Here is a 24,826-nt window from a genome sequence, read left to right on the forward strand (position 1 = left end):
TTCACTAAAGGGCTCTTTGACTCTGAGCCCATTTCGGTTGAAATGGCCCAGAGCAGACAGTTACTGGCAGTAAAATTAACGGATTGTAACGTACTCGTGTTAAAATTTCATGTCTTCGAAGAATTTTTTTACACCGTCGAACCAGGAGCTTAAACGCGGCGAATGGGTTTTTTTACTGCTGTCTAAGGATTCCTGCAACTGGGTTAACAAATCCTTCTGTTCGCGGGATAAGTTCACCGGCGTTTCCACCACCACCCGGCAAAGCAAATCGCCGACCCCCTGGCCTCTTACCGATTTAATTCCTTTGCCCCTTAAACGAAACACTTTGCCGGTTTGTGTCTCGGCAGGAATCTTAAGGGTAACCCGCCCTTCCAGTGTGGGCACTTCGATAGAGCCGCCCAGCGCTGCTGTGGCAAAGCTTATCGGCACTTCACAATGGAGATCGCTGTCGCTGCGTTCAAAAATGGGATGCGCCTTGACGCCGATTTGAACATACAGGTCGCCGCTGCCGCCGCCATGAATACCGGCCTCACCTTCACCGCTTAACCGCACTCTGTCGCCATTGTCGACGCCGGCCGGAATTTTAACCGTGAGTTTTTTACTTTCCCGTACGCGGCCCTGGCCATGGCAGTTGCCACAGGGATCGGTGATTACCCGACCTTCGCCATGACAGCTGGGACAGGTTTGTTGAATGGAAAAGAAACCCTGTTGGATACGCACCTGGCCTACACCGCCGCAGGTTTCGCAATTTTTGGGGCTGGAGCCGGGTTTGGCTCCGGAACCATGACAGACACCACAGGCCGCATGACGGGGTACGGTAATTTCAACCTGCTTGCCCGCTGCTGCTTCTTCGAGAGTCAGTTGCAGGTTGTATTGCAGATCCGCACCGCGCTGGCCGCGTGATTGCCGCCCCTGTCCGCGCCCGCCGGAGAAAATGTTCTCGAAAATGTCTTCAAACACATCGCCAAACCCGCCAAAACCCCCAAATCCGCCGCGCATGGATGGATCAACGCCGGCATGGCCAAACTGATCATAAGCCGCTCGTTTTTGCGGATCGGACAGCACAGCGTAGGCTTTTTGAATTTCCTTGAATTTTTCTTCAGACTCTTTGTCATTGGAATTACGATCAGGGTGGTATTTCATGGCCAGCTTGCGATAGGCCTTTTTGATTTCGCTTTCATCGGCATGACGGCCCACGCCGAGAAGTTCGTAGTAATCCTGTTGTTCCATGACTGCTCACATCAATAATAACGCTATACCTTTAAACCTATAGCACAATAATAGTAAAAGAGTGCCCAGGCACTCTCCCCTTAATCATTACTTAAGCAGCGCCAGGCAGGCTTTAGCGGACAAGCTTTCAGTATCCGCTAAAACCGCCTTACGCTGTCTGTTATTTCTTGTCGTCCTGAACCTCTTCGAATTCAGCATCGACAACCCCTTCATCGGCTTTGGCAGAAGACGCTTCCTCCGTGTGAGTCTCAGCACCGGCAGGAGCGCCCTGTGCCTGGCCTTCCGCGGCTTTCTTGGCATAAATGCGCTCGGCCATTTTCGCAGAAGCATCGGTCAGAACTTTCAATTTGTCTTCGATGTGAGCCTTGTCATTGCCCTTGACCGCTTCTTTCAATTCGGAAATGGCTGTTTCAATGCCGCGTTTTTCGTCATCAGACAGCTCTGTTGCCAGATCTTTTAAGGATTTTTCACTGCTGTGAATTAAACTGTCGGCATGGTTTCGGACATCGGCCAGTTCTTTGAATTTTTTGTCTTCGTCCGCATGCGCCTTGGCGTCTTTCACCATCGCTTCAACTTCGGCTTCACTTAAACCGCTTGAGGCTTTAATGATGATGGATTGGGCCTTGCCGGTGGCTTTGTCTTTGGCGGATACATTCAAAATACCGTTGGCGTCAATGTCAAAGGTCACTTCGATTTGCGGCACACCGCGTGGTGCAGGCGGAATGTCATTTAAGTCAAAGCGGCCTAAGGATTTGTTCGCCGAAGCCTGTTCACGTTCCCCTTGCAGAACATGCACGGTTACTGCGGTCTGATTATCATCGGCAGTGGAGAAAACCTGATTGGCCTTGGTAGGAATAGTTGTGTTCTTCTCAATCAGTTTAGTCATGACACCGCCTAAGGTTTCAATCCCTAAGGACAGCGGCGTGACGTCAAGCAACAGAATGTCTTTCACGTCGCCGGAAAGAACCGCCGCCTGAATAGCCGCACCGACGGCCACCGCTTCGTCAGGGTTTACGTCTTTACGCGGCTCTTTGCCGAAAAAGTCCTGCACTGTTTTTTGCACCAGCGGCATGCGGGTCTGACCGCCGACGAGAATGACTTCGTTGATTTGGGAAACCGACAACCCGGCATCCTTCAATGCGGTTTTGCAGGGCTCAATCGTACGCTCAACCAGTTTTTCAACTAAAGACTCCAGTTTGGCACGGGTTAATTTAATGTTGAGGTGCTTAGGTCCTGACGCATCAGCCGTAATATAAGGCAGGTTAACATCGGTCTGCTGGGCGGATGACAATTCGATTTTTGCTTTTTCAGCTGCTTCTTTAAGGCGTTGCAGAGCCAGCGGATCGTTATGCAGGTCAATGCCGGTGTCCTTTTTGAACTCAGCCGCCAGGTATTCAATTAATGCGAGGTCGAAGTCTTCACCGCCGAGGAAGGTGTCCCCATTCGTGGACAAGACTTCAAACTGGTGCTCGCCATCGACTTCAGCAATTTCAATGATGGAAATATCAAACGTACCGCCGCCCAGGTCATAAACGGCAATGACGGAGTCACCGCGTTTTTTATCCATCCCGTAAGCCAATGCAGCCGCTGTGGGTTCGTTGATGATACGTTTCACTTCGAGACCGGCGATGCGGCCAGCATCTTTTGTGGCTTGACGCTGGGAGTCATTGAAGTAAGCCGGAACAGTAATCACCGCTTCCTTGACTTCTTCGCCGAGGTAATCTTCTGCGGTTTTCTTCATTTTGCGCAACACTTCCGCAGAAATCTGCGGCGGCGCCTTGTCCTGGTTCTTAACGCGTACCCAAGCATCGCCATTGTCGGCTTTGATGATTTGGTAGGGAACCATTTTAATGTCTTTCTGAACCACTGGATCATCAAAACGACGTCCAATCAGACGCTTGACGGCAAACAGGGTATTTTTAGGATTGGTGACTGCCTGGCGTTTAGCGGCCTGACCAACCAGCGTTTCATTGTCATCCGTGTAAGCAACAATAGAAGGGGTGGTGCGGTGACCTTCGCTGTTTTCGATCACGCGGGTATTGTTGCCTTCCATGATCGCCACACAGGAGTTGGTCGTACCTAAGTCAATTCCGATAATTTTTGCCATTTTATTCTTGCTCCACTAGTAATGTATTCATCATGTCTCTGATATGGGGTGAAATTTAACAATTTCAAGCGTGTTTACACATTTTCATCAATCGGCCTCGGTTTTGCGACAATGACCCGGGCCGGGCGGATGATGCGGTCGTTGAGTTTGTAACCCTTCTGGAATACCGCAACAATTGAATTGGGGGCAACTCCCGGCACGTCCTGCATGGACATGGCTTCGTGTTCCTGCGGATTAAAGGGTTCCCCCTGGGGGTCCAGTTGCTTGACATCATGCTTATCCAGCACGTCCAGAAAGAGCTTCATCGTCAATTGCAGGCCTTCGTGCATGGCGGCATTGGCGTCTTTGTCCGCCAGTTGCAAGGCTTGCTCCAGGCTATCCAGGATTGGCAGCAGGGAAGCAATCAGTTTTTCCTGGCCATACCGATGGGCATTGGCGACATCGCGCTCCGCGCGGCGGCGGACATTATCCAGTTCAGCTATCGCCCGCACTGATTTTTCCCAATTTTCATGGGCCTGCTTTTCAGCCAGCAGCAATTTTTCTTCAAGACCGCCAATGCTGGGTTGCTCCAGCGCACCGTCGACATGCTCTGAGGGGTCTTCAGCGTCTGTCAGATCCTCATCGTCTTCAAACCGATCGTCATTGTCCAATGCGTCACTCTCTTCTTTAATTTTTTGCCAGTTTTTTGTTTTATTTTCGCTCATCAGCCACTCCTCGCATCAATCAGACGCTTTAAATTGGGGGCGACGATAGAAAATTCAAGTGTTCCTGTGCAATAATAATCAAAAAGAAGCTGCGGTTTAAAACAGAGAATTATTTGCCGTATCTTGCACAATCTGTTCATTCCCAGCATACTTGGATTTTTGCCTAGTCATAAGGTTTACTATGAGTTCTTGGTCTCCTGTTTCCTGGCAGCAGTTTTCATACCAGCAGGCCGCCACTTACCCGGATGAAATTCAACTGTCACGGGTGGTGGAGCAGTTAAGTCAAATGCCGCCTCTAGTCACCAGCGGCGAAATAAAAAGACTGAAACTGGCCATTGCACGCGCTGGCCGGGGCCAGGCGTTTATTTTACAGGGCGGCGACTGTGCCGAATCATTTAACGATTGCCGCTCTCAGGTCATCGGCAATAAATTGAAAATTTTATTGCAGATGAGCCTTGTGCTGCTCCACGGTATGCGTAAGCCCATCATCCGTGTCGGCCGTATTGCCGGACAATACGCGAAGCCGCGTTCGTCCGATTTTGAAACCGTCGACGGCGTGACGCTACCCAGTTACCGCGGCGATTTGGTCAACTCCCCTGAGTTTAACGCCCATTCCCGCATCCCCAACCCTAAACTGTTGCTAAAGGGTTACAGCTGTGCCGCCATGACCCTGAATTACATCCGCGCCCTGCTCAACGGCGGCTTTGCTGATTTGCATCATCCGCAGCGCTGGGATTTAAGTTTTGTCGAGCATTCGCCTCAGGCGGAAGAATACAATGCCATCGTCCGCTCGATTGCGGATTCGCTTGATTTTCTTGAAAGCATTGATGGATTACGCAACAGCAGCCTGAATAAGGTTGATTTCTATACTTCGCATGAAGCTCTGCACCTTCATTATGAGCAGGCACTGACCCGCAAACCGCAGGATGGCCTGTGGTATAACCTGTCCACGCACCTGCCCTGGATTGGCATGCGCACGGCACAACTGGACAGCGCTCATGTCGAATTCATACGCGGCATTCAAAACCCGATTGGCATTAAAATTGGACCGTCTGCCACCAAAGACTGGCTGCAGGAGTTGTTACAAAAACTCAACCCTGAGCGTGAAGAAGGCCGTCTGCTGCTGATTACCCGCTTAGGCGCCAATCAAATTGAACAGCGGCTCCCTTCCCTGATTGCTGCCGTTCAGGAAAGCGGCTTCCCCGTCACCTGGTCCTGCGATCCCATGCATGGCAACACAGAAACCACGGCCGACGGCATTAAAACGCGCCGTTTCGACAATATTCTTTCTGAATTGCAGCAAGCCGTCACTATTCATCAGAAAATGAACAGCTATCTGGGCGGCGTCCATTTTGAATTAACCGGCGACAATGTCACCGAATGCATTGGCGGTGCACGGGGTTTAAGCGAGGACGATTTAAAACATGCTTATCGCAGTCTGGTGGATCCTCGTCTGAATTATGAACAATCTCTGGAGATGGCTATTCAACTGAGCCGTCAGTTCCAATCTTACTGAACTGCTGGTGAAGGTGGGCAGGGATGCGCTCCTCCAACCAGTAAACAGGCTGACCAATGAAGCTGCCGCTGATAAAGCCGACATGGCCGCCACGCTCGCTGAGTTCCAGGGTAATCTGGTCTGACAAGTCCTTTTCCTCAGGAACGACGTCTGGGGTCATAAAGGGATCGTCTAAGGCATGAATAATGAGGGTGGGTGTGGCTATGTTACTTAGGTACGCATGGCAACTGGCTTGACGATAATAGGCATGCACGTGTGCGAAACCATGCAGCGGTGCCGTCACTTTTTCATCAAAAGTCCAGAAACAACGCCATTGATTAACATTCATTAATTCCTTGGGTAGATCAAGGTTCAGGAATTCAATTTTGCGATGAAAAACTCCTTTTAAACGCCGCAACAGGTAGGATTGATAGATGCGGGAAAATCCCTGCCCCATTTTGTCAGCAACCAGCCGCAACTGGAAAGGTACTGAAACCGCCACGGCGGTAGTCACCAATTGTTGTCCTCCCTGCTCCCCCAGCCATTTCAATAACACGTTTCCGCCCAGAGAAACCCCGACTACCGCTTTTAAGGTATTCGGTTCACGTTCAGCCAATAAGCGCAATAAATAATCCAAATCGCCGGTATCGCCTGAATGATAGGCACGGGGAAGACGATTCGGTTCTTTACTGGCGCCGCGAAAATGCATCAGCATGGCTCGCCAGCCATGCCGGTTGAAGGCGCGCATCAAACCACCCGCATACGTCGACTCAATACTGCCCCCGAGACCATGAAGCAAAATAACCAGCGGTGTGTCATCGGCCAGGCCATTCACCGCCCAGGCCAAATCAATAAAATCACCGTCAGGCAATTCAATCCGCTCGGAACCATCAACCGGGGCGGTGATACGACGCATCATCGTCGGGTACAGTGTCTGCCCATGACCATTCGTTAACCACCAGGCCGGTTTAAATTTGCTTTCGATGATCATACGTCCTCCTGATGATACGGAGGACTGTAGTCATGGACCGCATCGATCATGGCCGCAACGCTTTCAGGCGTTACATCCGGAGTGATGCCATGTCCGAGATTAAAGACATGACCGTTACCCTTACCGAATGAAGCCAGTACTTTTCCGACCTCTTCACGGATAACGCTTTCATTTGCCAGTAAAACGGCCGGGTCAAGGTTGCCCTGCAAAGCCACCTGATTGCCCACCCGCACTCTGGCGCGCTGCAAATCACAGGTCCAATCCAGACCTAAGGCATCGCATCCTGTCATGGCCATGTCCTCCAACCATTGCCCCCCCCCTTTGGTAAAGAGAATGATGGGAATGTGTGGGAAAGCCTGCTTAATTTCTCTGACTATTTTTTCCATGGGATGAAGGGAAAATTGCTTGTAATTGGCTGTGCTCAAAAGGCCGCCCCAGGTATCAAACAGCATGACGGCATCAACACCCGCGCGAATCTGTTCTTGAAGATAAGCCGTTACGGCAAGCGCCAGCTTATCCAGTAATGCGTGGGCCGCTAAAGGCTGATTGTAAAGTAGCTTCAGCATTTCTCGGTAATCCCGGCTTCCTTTTCCTTCAACCATGTAACAGGCCAATGTCCAGGGACTTCCGGAAAAACCAATCAGCGGTAAATGGGCAGGCATTGCCGCACGAATCAAACGCACGGCCTCCATTACATAGTTTAGTTCATCGACAATGGAGAGATGAGGTAAAGCCTCTATGTCGCGGGTGGTCCGCAACGGCTTGTGGAATCCGGGGCCTTCCCCTTCGGCAAAATAAAGCCCTAAACCCATGGCATCCGGGATAGTCAGAATATCGGAAAACAAAATGGCCGCATCCAGCGCATAACGACGCAGGGGCTGCAAAGTGACCTCGCAGGCCAATTGTGGATTTTTACACAAGCTTAAAAAATCACCCGCTTCCTGACGCACCTTGCGGTATTCAGGGAGATAACGGCCCGCCTGACGCATTAACCACACGGGTGTTCGCGGAACAGCCTCACGTTTTAGAGCGCGTAAAAACAGGGATTGGCGGCGATCAGTCATGGTATTCTCAGTCGGATAAAAAAGTCATCTTATCATTTTATCCTTTTTCAGACATAGAATCTGCCAAAAGGAGGCCGCAATGATTTCAAATTTGAATAGAAACAACTCATTAATCAGCTTCTTAAGATAGAAGCCTGGAATACCTTCGTGGTCAAACAGGCGGGTGTGGATGGCAAAAGGGGCTGGGCTGCCGATTGATGTCTCGCCCGCGCAGGCGGGCATCATCAGGTACGCTTACGCCCCCTCTAAGCCTCATGCCGAGACCCGATCGCCCAGTGTAACTGCCGTTCGGGCATGGGCTTCTTTTGCGAAACACGATAACGCGGTCCCGGGTTTAAGGATACCTTAATTTTTATCAGGTACTCTATAAAAAGTTGTAACCCCTGGAGTGATTGATGGAAACGAACGAGCATAAATCCGCAGGCGATCAAATTCGCATACAAACGTTTGAAAATCCCTACCTTCAAGGCAGTAAAGATTTGTCGCCTGACGAAAAACAAATCCTAAAAGTGCGGATGATGCACAAGGTGGATGGGATTCCCATGCCCCTTGATTTGGAATTAAGCGCCGGTGATATAGTGGCTTTGGCCGGAGATTATTACACCAAAGCCGGGTGGGGTTTGCAGTTAAAAACGCCGCAGGGAACCGATAATCGTGAGGTTATCACCGATTCGGTTTCAAAACGGGAATACCAGGCTTTCCGCGCAGCCTATGAGGATTTAGCCTCTCCAGACGTTAAAAAATCGAATGTGGATCGCATTTACGCCATAGAAAAGAGCTTTCTACCCGGTGTTTTGCAACAGGCTGTTTATGCCCTGGTCATACCCGGGTATGGCGACAAATTAGTGAATAACGAAGCTCATTTCTCCCCCTGGTCTCTCAGGGCCTACATTGTCGGCCACCGCTCCGCTTTGCGCATGGCGAACCTGGCCTACCAGTGCCGGCAATTAGCTGAGGGACAGATTACTGAAGAGCAACTTCACAGCAAGTTAGCAGAAAATATTCGTAAGATACGCGAAAATAAAAGCAAATACGGTTTTTCAGAAAAATCGGATAAGGAGATGATTGTGGAGCTGGGCCAGCGTTACCATGCCATGGCCGTGGCCCGTGATCTCTTTGCCATGCATTTTTATTCCGATCACTTTGCCGCAGGTCATTTAAGCCGCATGGGCCGGCTGCGGACCCTGTTACCTGATCGATTCAAAATGCTATCGCTGGGCAGCATCCTGGTCAATAACATGCACAATGAAGACAATGCAGACAGCATTACCGCCACCAACCCGTTTACGCCAGTGATTGAAGGGGAGGATAAAACGGGCGAGGAACCGTTTGCCATGCTGCACGAAGACAGTAAAGTGTATGGCGATGGGACCTATTTTGAGCGCAATAACGATGCAAACAGTAACATGCTGATCAATGGCATGGATAACTCCCTGGGTGACATTGCCAGGCTGCTTCACGACGGTACAATGCGGGAGCAGAACAATTATGGCGGCTTAACCTTTTTACCGGAAATTGATTCAAGTAAGCCTCAACCCCAACCTTTATTCATCGCGAAAGGGGATGACATTTATTACCGCAAAAATCCCTGGATCATCAAGCAATTAAATCCCGCTGATTATGAAAAGACAATCAACGATCCCGAGTCTCAGGATGATTATGTCAAACTAACACCCTTTAAAGCCTTCTTTTTGGTTTTAAAGCTGCGAGTGGGCGGGCTAATCTATTCCACTCAAACCATTCCAGCCAAGACAGAAGCCCCGAAACCCGCTATCGATGAGGCGCCCCAACAAGAGTCCCAGGCAGCGGAAAGAGAAAAACCGAAACCCCCTGTTCGCGCCGATAAAGTATCCTGGCAGAAGCCCGCCGCTGGTGAAAGAAAAAATCTGCTTGCTGCCCATGGCTTTTTAAGCTCCAAACACAATCCGGCCGTGAAACCACAGGAATCCGTGCCGGAAGACACTCTCCGCTCGGCACTGACCAGTTAGTATGGGACCTGTTTTTTTACACCGTTAATGTTATTTCTTCTTTTGGCTCCTTTTTAGGAGGGGCCGCTCCATACCCGATGTACATCGTGATAAAGCGCAAACGCCGCATCAACGACCCTTCTTCATTGAAAAGAGGGTGTTTTCTTGCCTCCGTTTCAAGCGTCATCATGACGTTATGAATATTATCTCCCTTAACCAGGGCGTCAACCGCCTGTTTAACCAGGGGATGATGATGGCGTTGCGTATGGGCTGTAAAAAACCGTACCAATGCGGGGTAAGCCGAATCCATTTTACTGTAATCAATCAGCATCTTGAGCACATTTTGTTTGGGCGTCGCTTCATGTAATGACCAAAGGTGGGTGTAATCACCTTTAAAGGTCAGTTTAATTTTCGCAACCCCCATCTCAAGCAGAAGTTCCCTTGTCGCGGAAGTAAATCCAAAAAGGCGAGGATTTTGTAAATACCGGTATAACTTTTGTTCACCTAATCGCAGGTAATCCGATTCCTGTTTTCCCAGAAAAGCCTGTATTTCGTCGGTTTCAACGCGCGCCATGCTGGCGAGAACCATGTAGATGGCGACGAAGCTGTCCGCCGCGTCTCGGGTAAGGAGTGATTTTTTGCCATCGATTACCGCCCGCGTTGACGGGCAACAGATTTCATCGTACTTGCGACTACCCATTGATTCTTTGTAGTCCTTGCACTTTTTAAAATGGGTCACTTGCTGAAAATGCAAGTTTTCAACATAGGAGGTGATGGGAATAAAATCAGACAGAGAGTCCTGGGTAAAACAGGCGGCGAACTTATCAAAATAAGCCTGTTCTTTCGCGGAAAAAGTCTCGCGAATGGAACCAAATAAAGCCTTGTCTTTAAATTGGGGATCAATCTCACGATAAAAGTTCCATTTTTCCTCAAACGATTTGCAAAGCGTAAAAATCGCCTGATACTCTAAATTTGCCTGAATTAACGAGGCCAAAAAAAGGTTGTATCGATGCTCAAGCGGGGTCGATTCCGTTTTCCGGCTCAACGACAACGCAATACCGCTATGGTCTCTCGCGTAATCTTGAACATAGTCCAGGTGTTGTTGCTGGTAATCCAGCATGCTTTTTAAGGATCGTGCGGACATGATTCTAAACCAATCCTTGCCCACATAATGAACGATTACCGGATCATCGGGAATTTCGAATGTCTCAATCGTGTCAATCAGGCGGCTGACCCTATCCCTGATTTTTTCAGCCCATTGGGGTTCTGATAAATCAACCGTTTTAAAATAAGTAAGCTTAAACGTCATGCTGCTCTCCCTGCTTCACAGAATCGGCAATTTTAATCCAAACTGACCCGACAATCCACACTCACAACACCTTGCTGCCACCCTGCCCGACTGCTATGCTAGTTCATTTTAAGGATACGGCATGGACAGTCTGCAAATTAAGGGTTTAAGCATTGCAACCCGCATTGGCATCCATGAGTGGGAACAACGCATTGCTCAGCGTTTATTGATTGATATCCACATTCCTGCTGATTTCAGCCATTGCCAGGAGGATATTAACCAAACCATTGACTACGATAAATTATGTCAACGGGTCACACGTCATGTGGAATCGCAATCGTTTAAACTCATCGAAACCGTTGCCGACTCCGTGGCTAACCTGCTGAAAGCGGAGTTTGCTGTCCAACAGGTGACTGTCAGTGTCAGCAAACCCCATGCAGTCAAAAATGCCGCCAATATCCTTGTTAATGTGAGCCGGTAAGGGCAAACTGGCTTTGACTTTCAAGGATGAGATCCTGATTTTCCCCCACAGGCAAAGGATCGGTATCCAAATCAACCCCCGGATCATCTAAATGAGCTCCCGGTTTTAACGGTAAACTGGATTGGCACTGAGTATATGAACAGGGACCAAAATCCGCCTTGTCCACGCCCTTCGGTGCAGCATCCGATTGCTGCAGCTTGAAACGATAGGCATTCCCCAGAATCAACAAGGTCTGAAGAATCATCAAGGCGACACCGACAGCCGGGTTGAGGGTAATGCCCAAAGCCACTAAAAGGCCGCCGGTTAAAATCACTGCTGCCATGTTATAGGCTAAGCTGAAACCCAGGTTTTGCTTGATGTTACTGACCGCCTGACGGGCAATCGCCAAGCCATGGGCAATGGGAAGCAACGCGCCTTTCTGGATGATGGCGCCCGCATTCTGAGAGGCCATTTGATGGCCTGAGCGTGACTGCACCGCAAAACCCATGTCACTGCAAGCCAGCGGCAGACCGTCATTCCCGCCATCCCCAACCATGGCCACCTTGTATTTTTTCTTTTTCAGGGATTGAATAAACAACGCTTTTTCCTCACCGCCCACGCAACCGGCTTGAATATTCTGTTCAGGGATACCCAGACGCTCCGCATAACGACGTGCTGTCTCAAAGGAAGCGCCAGTGTTAATGAAGAGGGTCTTACCGGCTGCCTTTAACGCATCGATGGTTAGTTTTGCATCGGAGCGAAGGGGGTCGGTGAGCACAAAATACCCCAATATTTTTTTCCTGGTGGCTAGAAACACCAGGCTATCGCCTGCCTGCAACGGGATCTTCTGCACCAAATCCGGCGCGAATTTAACCCCTTCCTGCTCCATCAATTCCTGATTGCCAATCAGGTATTCCGTGCCAGCAATTTCCCCTTTGAGCCCGGCATGGTAAGAATCATCCACCTGCTTAACGAGGTTATGTGGGATCTTTTCACCGTATTTTTCCTGAGCGTCATCACAGATTGCTCTCGCAAAGGCATGGGTGGAATGGTTTTCCAATGCGGCAGAAAGTGAATACAAGTCAGCAGTCGTGATCTCGTCATCCAGCAACCCGGTGCGGGTCACCTTCGGTTCCCCCAAAGTCAAGGTGCCATTTAAATCAAGGACTACCGCATCAATCCCTGCAGCCGCCTGCAAGGCTTTACCGCTTTTAAATTGCACGCCATGATCTGCCGCTTTGCGATTGCCAATCATCAACGCCAAAGGGACAACCAACCCCAAAGTACAGGGGCAGGCCGATACAAGCACCGTCACTGCGCATTGAATGGCAAGCGCGGGCGGAAAAAAGCAGGCGATAATAATGCCCGATAAAAGAGCAAGACCAATCACAGCAGGGATAAAATACTGCAAAATGTTGGTCGCCATCTCTTCAATGGGCGCTTTTTCCATGTAGGCTTTGGCAATTCGCTCATCCAGACAAGCCAGGTAAGACTCTTTTTTGACCGCTTTCACCTGCAAAACCAAAGGCGAAGCATTCAAGGGGAGGCGCATGCCCGATAACAAATGCTCCCCTTTTCTCAGGCGGCGCGGCATGATCGCACCGCTGATGATGTTGTCATCAATCCAGTTGTCATCCGAGAGACAAAGACCATCTAATGGGATGATTTCACCGGGTTGAATCACAAGGATATCATCCACCGCAACCTGTGACAGATCGACACTCTCTTCCTTGCCTTCTTTTAAAACACGGACGCGTTGAGGCAAATCCGATTGATAGGTGCGATCAAGACCTAATTTGTCTTTGATGGATTCTTCTATGGCAAGGCCAATGTGACGAAAGCCGAAAATCAGCAGCCCGGCTTCAAACATCATGGGCAGCCAAGGCACAAAAAAGGAGGCAATGGATACCCCTATGATGGTCAACGTACTGATGGCAAAGAGGGTGTCCATGGTTAAGGTGCGGGCCTTCACCAATTTCATCGCGGCCTGGTAGTAAGAGGATGCGCCAAGAATCAGGGTCAGCACCACGGAGGTAACCCCCAAAGCAATCATCACCGCCAGAGGCAGTCCGCCAGTCACCATGCAGGCAATCATCAAGGCGATGCCGCAAACAGTGCCGATGACACCCCATAACCAATGCCATTTCAACACGCGCTTGTAGAGGGGTAAGGAAGGCGGCGGCAAAAGCTCAGGCGCCAAGTCTTCGGCTTGAGAAACCCCGTAGGACGAGGATGGTTGCAGCAGGATGTCTTGCGGATTCTTTTCGATAACAGGGGATTGTGGATCAGGATGGTGCTCTACTGAGATGCCCGTGATGTCATAAACGTCGAGCAAGGTGATTAACTCCTTGCGAGTCGTGCTGTCGTCCTGCTCCTGCAGTACGCTCACAAATCCTCGTTTTGTTCCTAAATCCACTCCCCAGGAAAGCAATTTTAAGCGCGCTTTCTCACCCTCCAATAGTCCTTGTACTGAATTCACGCAAGCGCCGCAGGTAATGCCAGGCAACGAAAAATGATAGGTTACAGTCATGTCAACCCCGGAATGTTGTTATTTTTATTTTCAATCCAGACGTTCAGTGGCCTAGACGTTGAATTTCCGAATGATTCCTTTGATGCGTTCCGTGCGCGCTACATCGGTCTGGGCTTTTTCAGCTTCTGAACGGGAATGGAAAGGACCGATAATCACCCTAAACCAATTGGTTCTATTTTGAACAACCGTGGTAATGGAAACATCGAAGCCTTTCAATACCAATAATGCTTTGAGGCGTTCGGCATCCTGACGTCGATTAAACGCCGCCACCTGCACCAGATAGGATTCATGAGCCTGTGCCATTGGCGCTGCAGGTTTAGCATCCAGTACGGGTTTGCTTTCCACCACGGCCACGGCTGGCTGGCCCGCATGCACAGCGGCCTGACCTACGGATTGACCGGCAGCGGTCTGTGTCGGGGTTGTGCCCGGGCCTGTCATCGGTTTGGCCGCGGCAGGGGCAGTCGTGGAGGAGTGATTAATGACCGGTGCGCTGTTGTCCTTGGACAACAAAGTATAAAATTCAAATTTGGGTTTCGGACGCTCGTCGTGTTTAACCACCGCGGGCGCTGGGGCAGCCGTCTTCTCCTGTTCTGCCAGGACGTTTTTGTTGATCCAGTTGGATAAACTGGTCACGTCAAACACCGTAGCCGCCAGATAACCGCTTAAAAAAGAGGCAATAATCCACAGGAATTGACGGGGAGCACTGCTTTTGTGTCTCGAATTAGTTCCTTTTCTACCATAATCCCTTGCCATCACATGCTCTCAGGGCTTGAGACACCCAACAAATGTAAACCATTACGCAACACTTGACGGACCGCCTTTAATAAACAAAGCCGTGCAGCGCGTTGCACCTCGTCTTCGCATAATAATTGCACCGCATTGTAATAACTGTGCAGGTTATTGGCAAGCTCACGCAGGTAGTAAGCCACCTGATGCGGCTCACAACTGCCGGCAGCGGCCTTGATGACCTCCGGGTAACGGCCAATCATCGTCATCAATGCCTGCTCATGGGTTTCTTGCAGGACGTTGACATGGCTTAAACCCATGGCTTCATCCCAACTTAAACCGCGTTCGCGCAACTGCCGTAATACGCTGCTGATGCGGGCATGCGCGTATTGAATGTAATACACCGGATTGTCGCTGGATTGCGATTTGGCCAAATCCAAATCAAAATCCATGTGTTGTTCCGGTTTGCGCATGACATAGAAAAAGCGCGCCGCGTCATTGCCCACTTCATCACGCAATTCACGCAGGGTAACAAAGGAACCGCTGCGGGTGGACATCTGCACCCGTTCGCCGCCGCGATAAAGAATGGCAAACTGCACCAGCAGGACATTCAGCGCGTCTTCATCATGGCCTAGGGCATTCACAGCAGCCCGGACACGGGTCACGTAGCCGTGATGATCCGCACCAAAAATATCGATGACGCGATCGAAACCGCGATCGTACTTATTCCAATGGTAAGCAACGTCGGACGCAAAATAGGTGGTTTGACCATTGGCCCTGATGAGTACTCTGTCCTTTTCATCACCAAAGGCCGTGGCCTTAAACCACAGGGCCCCGTCCTGCAGGTAGGTATGACCGCCCGCTTTCAGCGCCTCAATGCCCTTATTGATTGCGCCGTCATCAAGCAGGGATTGCTCGGAGAACCAGCAGTCAAAACGAACCCCGAATTCCGCCAGATCACTTTTAATATCGCACAACACCGAATTTAAGGCCAATTGATGGAAATGCTTAAACCCTTCCTCACCGATTAATTCACGTGCGCGTTCAATGATAGCGTCAATGTAAATTTCTTTGTCGCCGCCCTCAGGCTCATCTGGGGGGAGGCCCTGGCTCACCTGAGACCACGCCTGACAATAGGTCATCCCATAGTCACCCAGGGCCTGCTCGGCAATTTCATTGACATACTCTCCGCGGTAGCCATTCGCAGGAAAGACGATGGTTTCGCCGGCAAGACTTAAATAACGCAACCAGACGCTGACAGCAAGAATATTCATCTGACGCCCGGCGTCATTGACATAGTATTCACGGCTGACGTCATATCCGGCGACAGTCAGAAGGTTAGCCAGCGTGGCGCCAAACGCCGCACCGCGGCCATGGCCCACATGCAAAGGTCCTGTGGGGTTGGCTGACACAAATTCAATCAGCACTTGTTTACCCTGCCCCAAATCACTGGAACCGTACGCTTCACCCTGCTTAAGAACCTCGCCAATCACCTGCGATAAGGCATCGCTTTTCATGAAGAAGTTGATAAAGCCGGGGCCTGCAATTTCAACCCGCTCAAGGGCTGGCTCTTTGGGCAGGTGGGCAATGATTAATTCGGCCAGTTGCCGGGGTGATTGGCGGCAGGGTTTCGCCAGCATCATTGCCAGATTGGTCGCAAAATCACCATGAGCGGCGTCTTTGGTGCGCTCAATCTTGATTTCCACGTCCACGTCAGCCGGAATAACCGCTGCGTGTTTCAATGTTGCGATGGCCGATGCCAGCCAATTTTCCACGGTCTCTTTCATTGCGCTTAATTCTTTCGTCAAAAAGCAGCTATTATGCGCTTTTTCCTAACAGTTGCAAAGCCCAATCCGCAGAAACACCGGGGCCTTAACTGGACAAAATGTGGTAGGATAAGCAGTTCGGAATTTGGAGAAAACAGTATGGTTAAAACCACAACCCATGAATACCACCACATGGGCATTCCCACCACCCTCCCTCGCCCCGGAGAACGCTACAGCGAGCGGTTCAAAATGTACACGAGCGGCGGTGAAGACAGCGAATACCGTATCCAATACCATCGCTTTGAGCCGGGTTGCCCCCTCCATCCCCTCATTCAGACAAAACCCCATGTGGCGTTTAAAGTCCCTGATTTAAACGAGGCGATTAAAGGACGATGCGTGATTCTCGAACCCTATGAACCCATTCCCGGATTTAAAGTCGCCATGATCGACGAATGCGGCGCCCCCATTGAATTCATTGAAACCACATTAAGCGAAGAGCAGATTTGGTATGGGGATCACAGCCAGGCTTTTATTTATAGCCGCGAAAACCCGTAACTTACTGAAATACGACAACCCGGTTGTCTGACCGCCGCGGCTCCTGAAAGGGTTTTTCCTGCTCATTGATTGCGTCAATGACATCATCCATTTCAGCAAGCAGTGTTTGTTTATTGCGTAGTTTTTGCCGAGCGATTAATTGCTCAGAGTCTTCCTGCGCTTTGGCACTGAAGAAACCGATGGCCGCTGCAGCCGCACCCAGCTCGACCCCTGTCGCAACACCCATGCATCCTATCACCAGGCCTTCCGCCACAGTCATGCCGGCAATCGCCGCAGGTATCGCGCCGAATCCCCCGCCCCACCACGTGAGCGCGGCACCCAAAGCAAAGCCTATCACCAGTCCAAGCAGGGCGCCAATGCAACCCGCGATGCACACGCGTAGACCGATACTCAGACGCTTAGCCGACAAATCCTCATCCAGTTGACAGGCAAATAGACTTATTTCCTCACGAGACAGTCTCGGTTTTGAATGAAGGCAACGGGCTAAGTCTGTAAAATGATCCAGCACGATGGGAAAGGCCGTTTCCGCGGGGTTACAGGATGGATGGGCAAATAACTCCCCTTCTATTTTCGCATGCAGCGCTGAAAAACGCTCGATAACCGAAGGGTTCACTTCGCCGTCACGCCTTAATTGCTGAATGGCTTCAGCCAGTTGTGATAGCTGCCTGTAGGGCGCGGAGCTGGAATAATGACGCTTAAGCCATTGTTTTTTAAACTGCTCGTGACTTTGTCTTTCCCGCTCCAGCCAGACAGCCCGCCGATACAGACTTTGCATGGCCGTAGGGAAATGCTCAATCAATTGGGTTATTTCGTCATTGCCGCCATCAGGAAAATAAAAAGACCAGTCGATCGCCATCGCACGCGCGCTTCTCTTATTACCCTTGGTGTGTTGGCGATAATCCGCTTGAATGGCCGCAAGTTCAGCCGGGTAATCGTCCTTTAATCGCTTAAGACAATCCCCTATTTGCTCAGCAGACAACCTTTTCGTTCGCAACTCAAGGATAGCGGGGTGAAGGGAAAAATCATTATCGGCCGCGTGAGGGTACTCTATCAACAGGCGTTTGACATCAGGATAGAGGGTTAACAACTCTTCTTCGGAATCCAGTTTGTTATGGATGTCCTCTTGGCATAGCTTGATATGGGTAGCCAGACGCTCGTTGTGAAGAATGGCCTGAAAGGGTTTTGGCCTTGGCCAGAGGGTTTGTTTTAATGTTTTAAAATCATTGGCCAATTGACGTCTGGCCTTTGAGTACTCACTCACGAATGATGCGTGCTCACTTTGTGCCACGGACTGGGCATTCATGTTCAGGTGGTAAATCGCGAGGGCAGATGGCGTTAGTTTTAAAGTGGTCAGAGGATAGGGTGGCAGCACCGGAATTGCCTCTCGAAAGAGTTCGCCATGCCGCTCATTTAAATCCCCTGCGGCACTCCTGCTCACTGAAAACGGGGTGGGTAGTTCGTCAGGGCCTGAAATGGAGTAGGTGCCGGGGACGAAACGCGCCTGCAAAGGGACACCGGCTTGATGGAGCTCAAACCAGAGCTCCAGTAGCAGACGCTCATAGGTCAGATTAGTGAACGCTTTATCCCGGTTCGGCAGGCTTAAGACAATTTCCTTACCACGCTGAAGCCCTTGCAGCGCGCGGCCATGGGACGCCTCATCATACGGTCCCTGGGGTTGTTCCTCAAACACAAAGACATGGGCGTCAACGCGGTATTTTTTAGTCATTTTTTTAAGAATGGCCGCAATCGCTTCCCGCTTGTCGCAATCACTACCGGGGGTTAACGTCAGGGGATCCATCGCGACGTTTAATTGCCAACCTTCCGTTTTTTGCGTCTCATCCATGAGCATACTGAGTGAGATGTAAGGCATGGGATGTCTTTAAAAAAAAACTGATTTTAGCGTGGCTTTATTAAGGATTTATTAAGAATTAAATTTTCCTTGCGTGGCCAAATGCGTCGTACAAAAGGATTTCGGGTACTCGCTCTGCGATTGCGCAAGCAACAGTGATTGACATTTTCTCCCGAACATTATCCTATTATTCAATACTCCTGGTGTTTGCCCATCGATGTAAGGAATACTCATGGCTTTAAAACGAACATTATCACTGACCCTGGTTTCTTTTTATGGTTTGGGAACGATTCTTGGTGCCGGGATTTATGCCCTAATCGGCGAAGTGGCCAAAGAAGCAGGGAATTTTACGCCGGTTTCCTTCATTATCGCCTCCGTTCTCGCCTTGTTCACCGCTTTTTCGTATGCTGAATTAAGCGCCCGTTTTCCCCAAAGCGCGGGCTCGGCGCTCTATGTGCGGCAGGCCTTTAAAAAAGCCTGGTTGTCCGGTTTGGTTGGATGGCTGGTGGTATTAACCGGCGTCACGTCTGCCGCCACCATCGCCCTGGGATTCGCCAGTTATTTTGTTTTGTTGTTGCCGGTTTCTCCCCTCCTCAGTGTCACTGTGCTTGTGCTGTTGCTGGGGGCACTGACCCTGTGGGGCATTCGCGAGTCAGCCACGGTGATCATGGTGATGACCCTGATTGAAATCGGCGGCTTGCTGCTGATTATTTTTTATGGCCGTCATGCCTTTGCAGCATTGGGAAACAGCCATTGGACCTGGCCATCCTCCATGCAGGGCATTCTTATCGGCGCGTTCATTGCATTTTATGCCTACATTGGCTTTGAAGACATGGTCAATACTTCTGAGGAAACCATTAACCCTGAAAAAAACTTACCCAGGGGTATTTTTATTGCTTTGGGCGGGGCTATGCTTTTGTATCTGCTGGTGGCAATTGTGGTCATCATTACGTTGCCGACCGAGCTCTTGACGAGAAGTAATATGCCACTGATTGAGATTATTACTTACCAGGGCCATTCTCCCCTGCTGTTTACCCTCATCGCACTCATCGCCATCATGAATGGGATTCTTGTACAAATCATCATGGCTTCACGGCTTATTTATGGTATGGCCAAGCAGGATAATGCACCGGCTGTTTTCGCACACGTGTATGAAAAAACCCACACCCCGGTGTATGCGACAGTTTTAGTGGTGGCGATGATTCTGTTGTTTGCCTATGCCTTGCCCATCGCTACGCTCGCCAAATTAACCAGCACCATTATCCTGTGTGTCTTCATGCTGGTTCATGCTTCCCTGATTGCAATTAAGCTCGGCAACCGGCAAAAACCGTCTTCTTTTTCTGTCCCGATAGGGATACCAATCCTGGCTATCCTGTTAACGCTGGGTTTTCTCGGCATGCAACTGTGGATAGCCCATTAACGTGGGAAACAATACCGCTTACAAGCCCCCAAAAAGATAATTATTTTACAGACTACATTTAATTCTCGCTTAATGTTCATTATTTATAATGAACAAAACAGGTAAATGTTGGATGTCAGATGACCAGCGCATTTAAAAGAAAAATTCAAACACTCCTTGCCACCGTATTGTTTCCCACCACTCACAAAGACTGGTACAAAGAGAAAGGGTATGGTAAAGGCAAGGCGGATGCGTTTGATGATTTTCTTAGTAACCAACGCCAGAATTCCAAGGCCCCTTATCATGACGTGTTTCAGGGTTTGGCGATTCAAAGACACGCGGTCGACTGTATCGATTACAGAAAAAATCACTGCAAGCTGGATTCGATCCGCTTTACACCGGAAAACCCGAAGGTAAAATCCGGTGAGGGACTGCACATTGTCAATTTTTTTGGCCGTCTGGAATATTACGAGTGTAATTTTAGAGACATGGCCCAGCAGGCTCATGCCACAGGGGCTACCATCCATGCTTTTAATCCCCCGGGAATGAATTCAAGCACAGGCCATGTGCTGGAGTTTAAGGATTTGGTTAATGCCGGCATCGCCCAGGTCAATGCGCTTTTAAAAAACGGGATTCATCCGGACAAGATTATACTGCAGGGCAACTGCATGGGTGCGGCCGTGGCAGAGGAAGTGAATGCTCATTTCGAAAAACACCTGCACATCCAATTACGACGAATTAACAGCAACTCATTTAAATCGATGAGCGCACTCGTTATTTACCTATACCCCCCATTATCACTGCTGAAGGATACGGTTAAAAAATTACTGGAATACACCGGCTGGCAAACCACCCCGGGTAAGTTATTCCGTACCACCAGTCCTCATAAGGTCTACATGAGCCGCGTGAACGATCAAACCATCAAGCGCGAGGCCAGAATGGGTACCCGGGTTTATAAACTCATGAAGCAGGAGGGGAGCGCTGAGCCTGATTATGGTGATTATGAACCGCACCGCCAATGGCTTGATGAGCATGCCATCATGGCCCTGGATACCGAAAAATTCGCTGGCGATGAGCAGGTCAACCCGCATGAACTGGATTTGTATAAATTGAAATCAATCTCAGACAATGTGACGGCTTATGATTTTGTCAATCGGTACATTGAATCTTCAAATCAATACATCGAAAGCCATCCTCAAACGGTGGAGAGCAGCCAGTTAAAAACCGGAGCACCCTATTTGCACGAAGCAGCTACCGCCGTATTTCCGGAGCATGATGAAGTTCAACAAAAAATCATGGGCGCTTTAAATGAATTTTTAGCGGTGGCCACGTTGCCGGAGTACCGTCAGCTTTCAAAAGAAGAACAGCCCAATGAAAGGATTGAAGTCATCAGTGAACCGCATTAAGGGTTAGCGACTCAGCCTGCTTTCGATTTCCCCTCCCCCTTCCCGCCGGGAGGGGAAGACGCCTCAAGACACCGTTCAAGCCAGTTTGGCGTAGGCCTTCTGGATATATCCATCCTGAGACAGCATGACAGCCAGAGGCCTCGTGGTTTCAAAATGGGCAAAGATAATCATCATCATCACCGTAATGGGCACAGAGAGAAACATCCCCAGGATACCCCAGATGGCGCCCCAAAGCGCTAAGGCAAAGAGGATAACCAAGGGACTTAAGTTCAGCGATTTACTTAAAAACCGGGGTTCAACCAGATTACCGATGATGAATTGAATGGAGACTATTCCTGACGTAATGATCACAAACGGCACCCAGCTGTCGAATTGAATAAGGGCCAGGAGCGCCGGAAAGGCGGTCGCGATGATGGCGCCAATATTGGGAATGAAATTAAGGAAAAAAATAAGCAAAGCCCAGAACTCGGCAAAATCAAGTCCCACCAGCTTCATAATAATCCAACTGGCAACGGCGGTGATAATACTGAGCAGGGTTTTTAATCCCAAATACGTTTGTGTGTCTTTAACAATGTGGGAGATAATGTTATTCACCAGCTCGCGATGGTTATTCTGCGACAGGATAGCAGCCAGTTTTTGATTAAAATAATGCTGTTCGACAAATAAAAACGCGACATACAGGGCAATCAGCACGGCTGAGCCCATCAGGGTACTGAAAACCCCGTAAACATTCACTAAAAAGCCCTGCACACTGATCCCTTTAATGAAGGCATCCAGATTGGCCATCATTTTGACATTGAACTGCTGATCAATCCTTCTAAAGATATTCTGTAGGTTGTCCTGGTAGCGCGATGAGGCTTCAATCACATCGTTCACATTATTGGTAATGATATCAACAAGGATCTTGCCGAGCAGCAGCACCACCAGAATGGATAAAATCCGGCTTAGCCAGCCCGGGCAACGGCCGCGCCAGAGGCGTGCATTCTGAATAAAGTTGTTGACGGTGTTCAGCAGGTGCCAGATAAAAATGGCAATCACCAAAGGAATAAGGAGACTGCGCCCGACAATAAGCAGGTAGCCGACAATCCAGACTGAAACAAGTATGGCAGCAAAAGTAATTGCACGGTTCATCGCTTGGGTTCCTCACCAAAAGAGCTACACTCCCTGGGTACATTCCTGTTATGATTTGTCCTTATTATGACGAATCAACGCTTGCTCGCACAATCCTGTCAAACCTTAGCCGGCATAGGACCTGCCCTGGCCGCCAAACTGGCGCGCTGCGGTATTCATACCGTCGCCGATTTGCTTTTTCATTTGCCTTTTCGTTATCAGGATAGAACGCGTATTACGCCAATCCAGGATGTACGCTTAAACGATTACTGTGTCATAGCCGGGCGAGTTTGTAAAACAGAAATCAAATACGGCAAAAAAATGATGCTGTATTGTTATGTTGAAGATAAAACCGGCTTGTTGCGTCTGCGTTTTTTCCATTTCAATAAACAACAGGTGAAAGCCCTGAATGAAAGCCCATGGCTCCGGGCCTTTGGTGAGATCCGCCTGTTTGGCAATCAATATGAAATGATTCACCCGGAGTACCAGCTGCTTAAAAGCGAGGATGACTTTACGGTGGAGGAGCATTTAACACCCATCTACCCCGCCACCCAGGGTTTAAGTCAATCGCGTCTGCGTCAATTGGCCGAGACCGCATTGCTGACCTGTGAGCACGAATTAAAAGCGCTGGAGTGGATGACTGATGATGAGTTGGCGCGCTATCAGTTTCCCTCTTTTGACAAGGCCATGCCCCTGCTGCATCGTCCGCCGCCCGATATTTCGCTTGAAACGCTGCAGGATGGTTCGCACCCCGCCCTGAAGCGGCTGATTTTTGATGAACTCCTGGCACAACGCGTCAGCATGCAGTTTGCGAGACTTCATCGCAATACCCTGACCGCCCCGGTCATTGCTGCGGGAGAAGGCCGGGTAAAGCAGTTTCTCAACACCTTACCGTTTCCACTCACTCAGGCGCAACGGCGGGTCATGGAGGAAATTCAAACCGATTTAAGCCAGCCTCGCCCCATGCTTCGTTTGGTTCAGGGCGATGTCGGCTCGGGTAAGACCGTCATCGCGGCTTTAGCGGCGCTTGCCGCGATTGATGCCGGCTACCAGGCGGCTTTTATGGCACCGACGGAGCTTTTAAGTGAACAACACGCCAATACTCTGCGCACCTGGTTTGCGCCCCTGGGTATTGCCTGCGTTCAGTTAACGGGAAGTATGAAAAGCAGCCAGCGCCGCGAGGCTTTAGCCCAATTGGCGCAGCATCAATGCGGTATTGTCATTGGCACTCACGCGTTGTTTCAGGAGGAGGTAGCCTTTGCCCGCCTGGGCTTAGTGATTATTGATGAGCAGCATCGCTTCGGGGTGGAGCAACGGTTGTTATTGCAGCAAAAGGGACAGCATCAAAACCTCATCCCTCATCAACTGTTAATGACGGCCACGCCCATTCCAAGAACATTGGCCATGACCCAGTTCGCCCACCTTGATTTGTCGGTCATTGATGAACTGCCCCCGGGACGTACGCCGGTAACGACGGCGGTCATCAGTCAGGATAAGCGCGAGGCTGTCATTGCACGGCTGGCGTCCGCGATTGCCGAAGGCCGTCAGGCATACTGGGTATGCACCCTGATTGAAGAATCGGAAAAATTACAATGCATGGCCGCCACGGAAACAGCAACGGTTTTGCAGGCGCAATTACCCGACGTGCGCGTCGGTCTGGTTCATGGCCGCATGAAACCGGTTGAAAAAGAAGCCACCATGGCGGCATTTAAACAGGGCGAGCTTGACTTGCTGGTTGCCACCACCGTCATTGAAGTGGGTGTTGATGTCCCGAATGCCAGCTTGATGATCATTGAAAACGCAGAACGCCTGGGATTGTCGCAACTGCATCAATTACGCGGCCGCGTCGGACGCGGGAGCGCGCAATCGCACTGCCTGCTGCTCTATCAATCACCGCTTTCAACAACGGGTTCGGAACGTTTACGGATTATGCGGGCATCCACGGATGGCTTTCTCATCGCCGAAAAAGATTTGGAATTGCGCGGCGGCGGCGAGATATTAGGCGCTCGCCAGGCCGGTTATCAGGTGTTTAAGCTGGCTAATCTCAGCCGCGATAAAACCCTGTTGCCCCTCATTGCTGAGGCGGCTAAGGAACTGGTTACGCACTCTCCCCAAACAGCGCGAACCGTGGCTCGTCGCTGGTTGGGTGAGTTTGAACAGTTTTTGCAGGGTTAAGGTT

Annotated in this window: 18 protein-coding genes; 7 read left to right on the top strand and 11 right to left on the bottom strand. The window is 50.1% G+C overall.

Annotated elements, in window-relative coordinates; genetic code table 11:
- Positions 1–99 precede the first annotated feature (99 nt).
- From dnaJ to grpE, 3 genes are all read right to left on the bottom strand, one after another.
- Positions 100–1,230: a molecular chaperone DnaJ gene (gene dnaJ, locus DYE45_RS11425; RefSeq protein WP_108290699.1), complete on the bottom strand. Its 1,131-nt coding sequence runs from the start codon at positions 1,228–1,230 to the stop codon at positions 100–102.
- Positions 1,231–1,390: 160 nt separating this feature from the next.
- The gene (dnaK, locus tag DYE45_RS11430) at positions 1,391–3,337 is read right to left on the bottom strand and encodes a molecular chaperone DnaK (protein ID WP_108290701.1); all 1,947 of its coding nucleotides are present in this window, start codon (positions 3,335–3,337) and stop codon (positions 1,391–1,393) included.
- A gap of 74 nt (positions 3,338–3,411) precedes the next feature.
- On the bottom strand, positions 3,412–4,041 hold the full coding sequence (gene grpE, locus DYE45_RS11435) for a nucleotide exchange factor GrpE (protein ID WP_108290703.1): 630 nt from the start codon (positions 4,039–4,041) through the stop codon (positions 3,412–3,414).
- Positions 4,042–4,222: 181 nt separating this feature from the next.
- On the opposite strand from grpE, the gene DYE45_RS11440 reads away from it, so the two are divergent.
- Positions 4,223–5,557, top strand: a complete 1,335-nt coding sequence (locus tag DYE45_RS11440) for a 3-deoxy-7-phosphoheptulonate synthase class II (protein WP_108290705.1) — start codon at positions 4,223–4,225, stop codon at positions 5,555–5,557.
- Here DYE45_RS11440 and DYE45_RS11445 read toward each other — a convergent pair.
- Together DYE45_RS11445 and hemE are read right to left on the bottom strand one after the other, a co-directional pair.
- The gene (locus DYE45_RS11445; RefSeq protein ID WP_115300926.1) at positions 5,523–6,527 is read right to left on the bottom strand and encodes a hydrolase; all 1,005 of its coding nucleotides are present in this window, start codon (positions 6,525–6,527) and stop codon (positions 5,523–5,525) included. The genes DYE45_RS11440 and DYE45_RS11445 overlap by 35 nt on opposite strands.
- Entirely contained in the window at positions 6,524–7,591 is a 1,068-nt protein-coding gene (hemE, locus tag DYE45_RS11450; RefSeq protein WP_108290709.1) for a uroporphyrinogen decarboxylase, read from the bottom strand. Before hemE ends, DYE45_RS11445 begins: the two co-directional genes overlap by 4 nt.
- 395 nt (positions 7,592–7,986) lie before the next feature.
- On the opposite strand from hemE, the gene DYE45_RS11460 reads away from it, so the two are divergent.
- The gene (locus DYE45_RS11460) at positions 7,987–9,579 is read left to right on the top strand and encodes a hypothetical protein (RefSeq protein ID WP_108290711.1); all 1,593 of its coding nucleotides are present in this window, start codon (positions 7,987–7,989) and stop codon (positions 9,577–9,579) included.
- Positions 9,580–9,595: 16 nt separating this feature from the next.
- Here the strand turns inward: DYE45_RS11460 and DYE45_RS11465 are convergent, their stop codons facing one another.
- The gene (locus DYE45_RS11465; RefSeq protein WP_115300927.1) at positions 9,596–10,867 is read right to left on the bottom strand and encodes a DUF5617 domain-containing protein; all 1,272 of its coding nucleotides are present in this window, start codon (positions 10,865–10,867) and stop codon (positions 9,596–9,598) included.
- Positions 10,868–10,988: 121 nt separating this feature from the next.
- Between DYE45_RS11465 and folB the strand changes: the two genes are divergently transcribed.
- The gene (folB, locus tag DYE45_RS11470) at positions 10,989–11,327 is read left to right on the top strand and encodes a dihydroneopterin aldolase (RefSeq protein WP_108290715.1); all 339 of its coding nucleotides are present in this window, start codon (positions 10,989–10,991) and stop codon (positions 11,325–11,327) included.
- On the opposite strand, the gene DYE45_RS11475 is transcribed toward folB, so the two are convergent.
- From DYE45_RS11475 to argS, 3 genes are read right to left on the bottom strand one after another with little or no spacing between them, the layout of a single operon-like run.
- Complete coding sequence (locus tag DYE45_RS11475) at positions 11,311–13,836, bottom strand: heavy metal translocating P-type ATPase (RefSeq protein WP_115300928.1); 2,526 nt, start codon at positions 13,834–13,836, stop codon at positions 11,311–11,313. The genes folB and DYE45_RS11475 overlap by 17 nt on opposite strands.
- A gap of 51 nt (positions 13,837–13,887) precedes the next feature.
- Positions 13,888–14,589, bottom strand: coding sequence for an SPOR domain-containing protein (locus tag DYE45_RS11480; RefSeq protein ID WP_108290719.1), 702 nt, complete (start codon positions 14,587–14,589; stop codon positions 13,888–13,890).
- Complete coding sequence (gene argS / locus DYE45_RS11485) at positions 14,589–16,349, bottom strand: arginine--tRNA ligase (RefSeq protein ID WP_108290721.1); 1,761 nt, start codon at positions 16,347–16,349, stop codon at positions 14,589–14,591. The genes DYE45_RS11480 and argS overlap by 1 nt, the downstream gene beginning before the upstream one ends.
- A 138-nt stretch (positions 16,350–16,487) precedes the next feature.
- On the opposite strand from argS, the gene DYE45_RS11490 reads away from it, so the two are divergent.
- Complete coding sequence (locus DYE45_RS11490; RefSeq protein ID WP_108290723.1) at positions 16,488–16,883, top strand: hypothetical protein; 396 nt, start codon at positions 16,488–16,490, stop codon at positions 16,881–16,883.
- A gap of 1 nt (position 16,884) precedes the next feature.
- On the opposite strand, the gene DYE45_RS11495 is transcribed toward DYE45_RS11490, so the two are convergent.
- Positions 16,885–18,753: a hypothetical protein gene (locus DYE45_RS11495; protein ID WP_108290725.1), complete on the bottom strand. Its 1,869-nt coding sequence runs from the start codon at positions 18,751–18,753 to the stop codon at positions 16,885–16,887.
- 211 nt (positions 18,754–18,964) lie between these two features.
- On the opposite strand from DYE45_RS11495, the gene DYE45_RS11500 reads away from it, so the two are divergent.
- Both DYE45_RS11500 and sdbB read left to right on the top strand, forming a co-directional pair.
- Positions 18,965–20,152 carry an APC family permease gene (locus DYE45_RS11500; protein WP_108293097.1) on the top strand — a complete coding sequence of 396 codons (1,188 nt, stop codon included), beginning with the start codon at positions 18,965–18,967 and terminating at the stop codon, positions 20,150–20,152.
- A gap of 119 nt (positions 20,153–20,271) precedes the next feature.
- Positions 20,272–21,537 carry a Dot/Icm T4SS effector alpha/beta hydrolase gene (gene sdbB, locus DYE45_RS11505; protein WP_108293095.1) on the top strand — a complete coding sequence of 422 codons (1,266 nt, stop codon included), beginning with the start codon at positions 20,272–20,274 and terminating at the stop codon, positions 21,535–21,537.
- A gap of 75 nt (positions 21,538–21,612) precedes the next feature.
- On the opposite strand, the gene DYE45_RS11510 is transcribed toward sdbB, so the two are convergent.
- Positions 21,613–22,668, bottom strand: coding sequence for an AI-2E family transporter (locus tag DYE45_RS11510; protein ID WP_108293093.1), 1,056 nt, complete (start codon positions 22,666–22,668; stop codon positions 21,613–21,615).
- Positions 22,669–22,749: 81 nt separating this feature from the next.
- Here DYE45_RS11510 and recG point away from each other — a divergent pair, with 81 nt between their 5' ends.
- Entirely contained in the window at positions 22,750–24,822 is a 2,073-nt protein-coding gene (recG, locus tag DYE45_RS11515; RefSeq protein WP_108293113.1) for an ATP-dependent DNA helicase RecG, read from the top strand.
- Positions 24,823–24,826: the final 4 nt, after the last annotated feature.

Origin of the sequence: Legionella taurinensis, assembly GCF_900452865.1 — a bacterium.
Taxonomy (GTDB): Bacteria; Pseudomonadota; Gammaproteobacteria; order Legionellales; family Legionellaceae; genus Legionella_C; species Legionella_C taurinensis.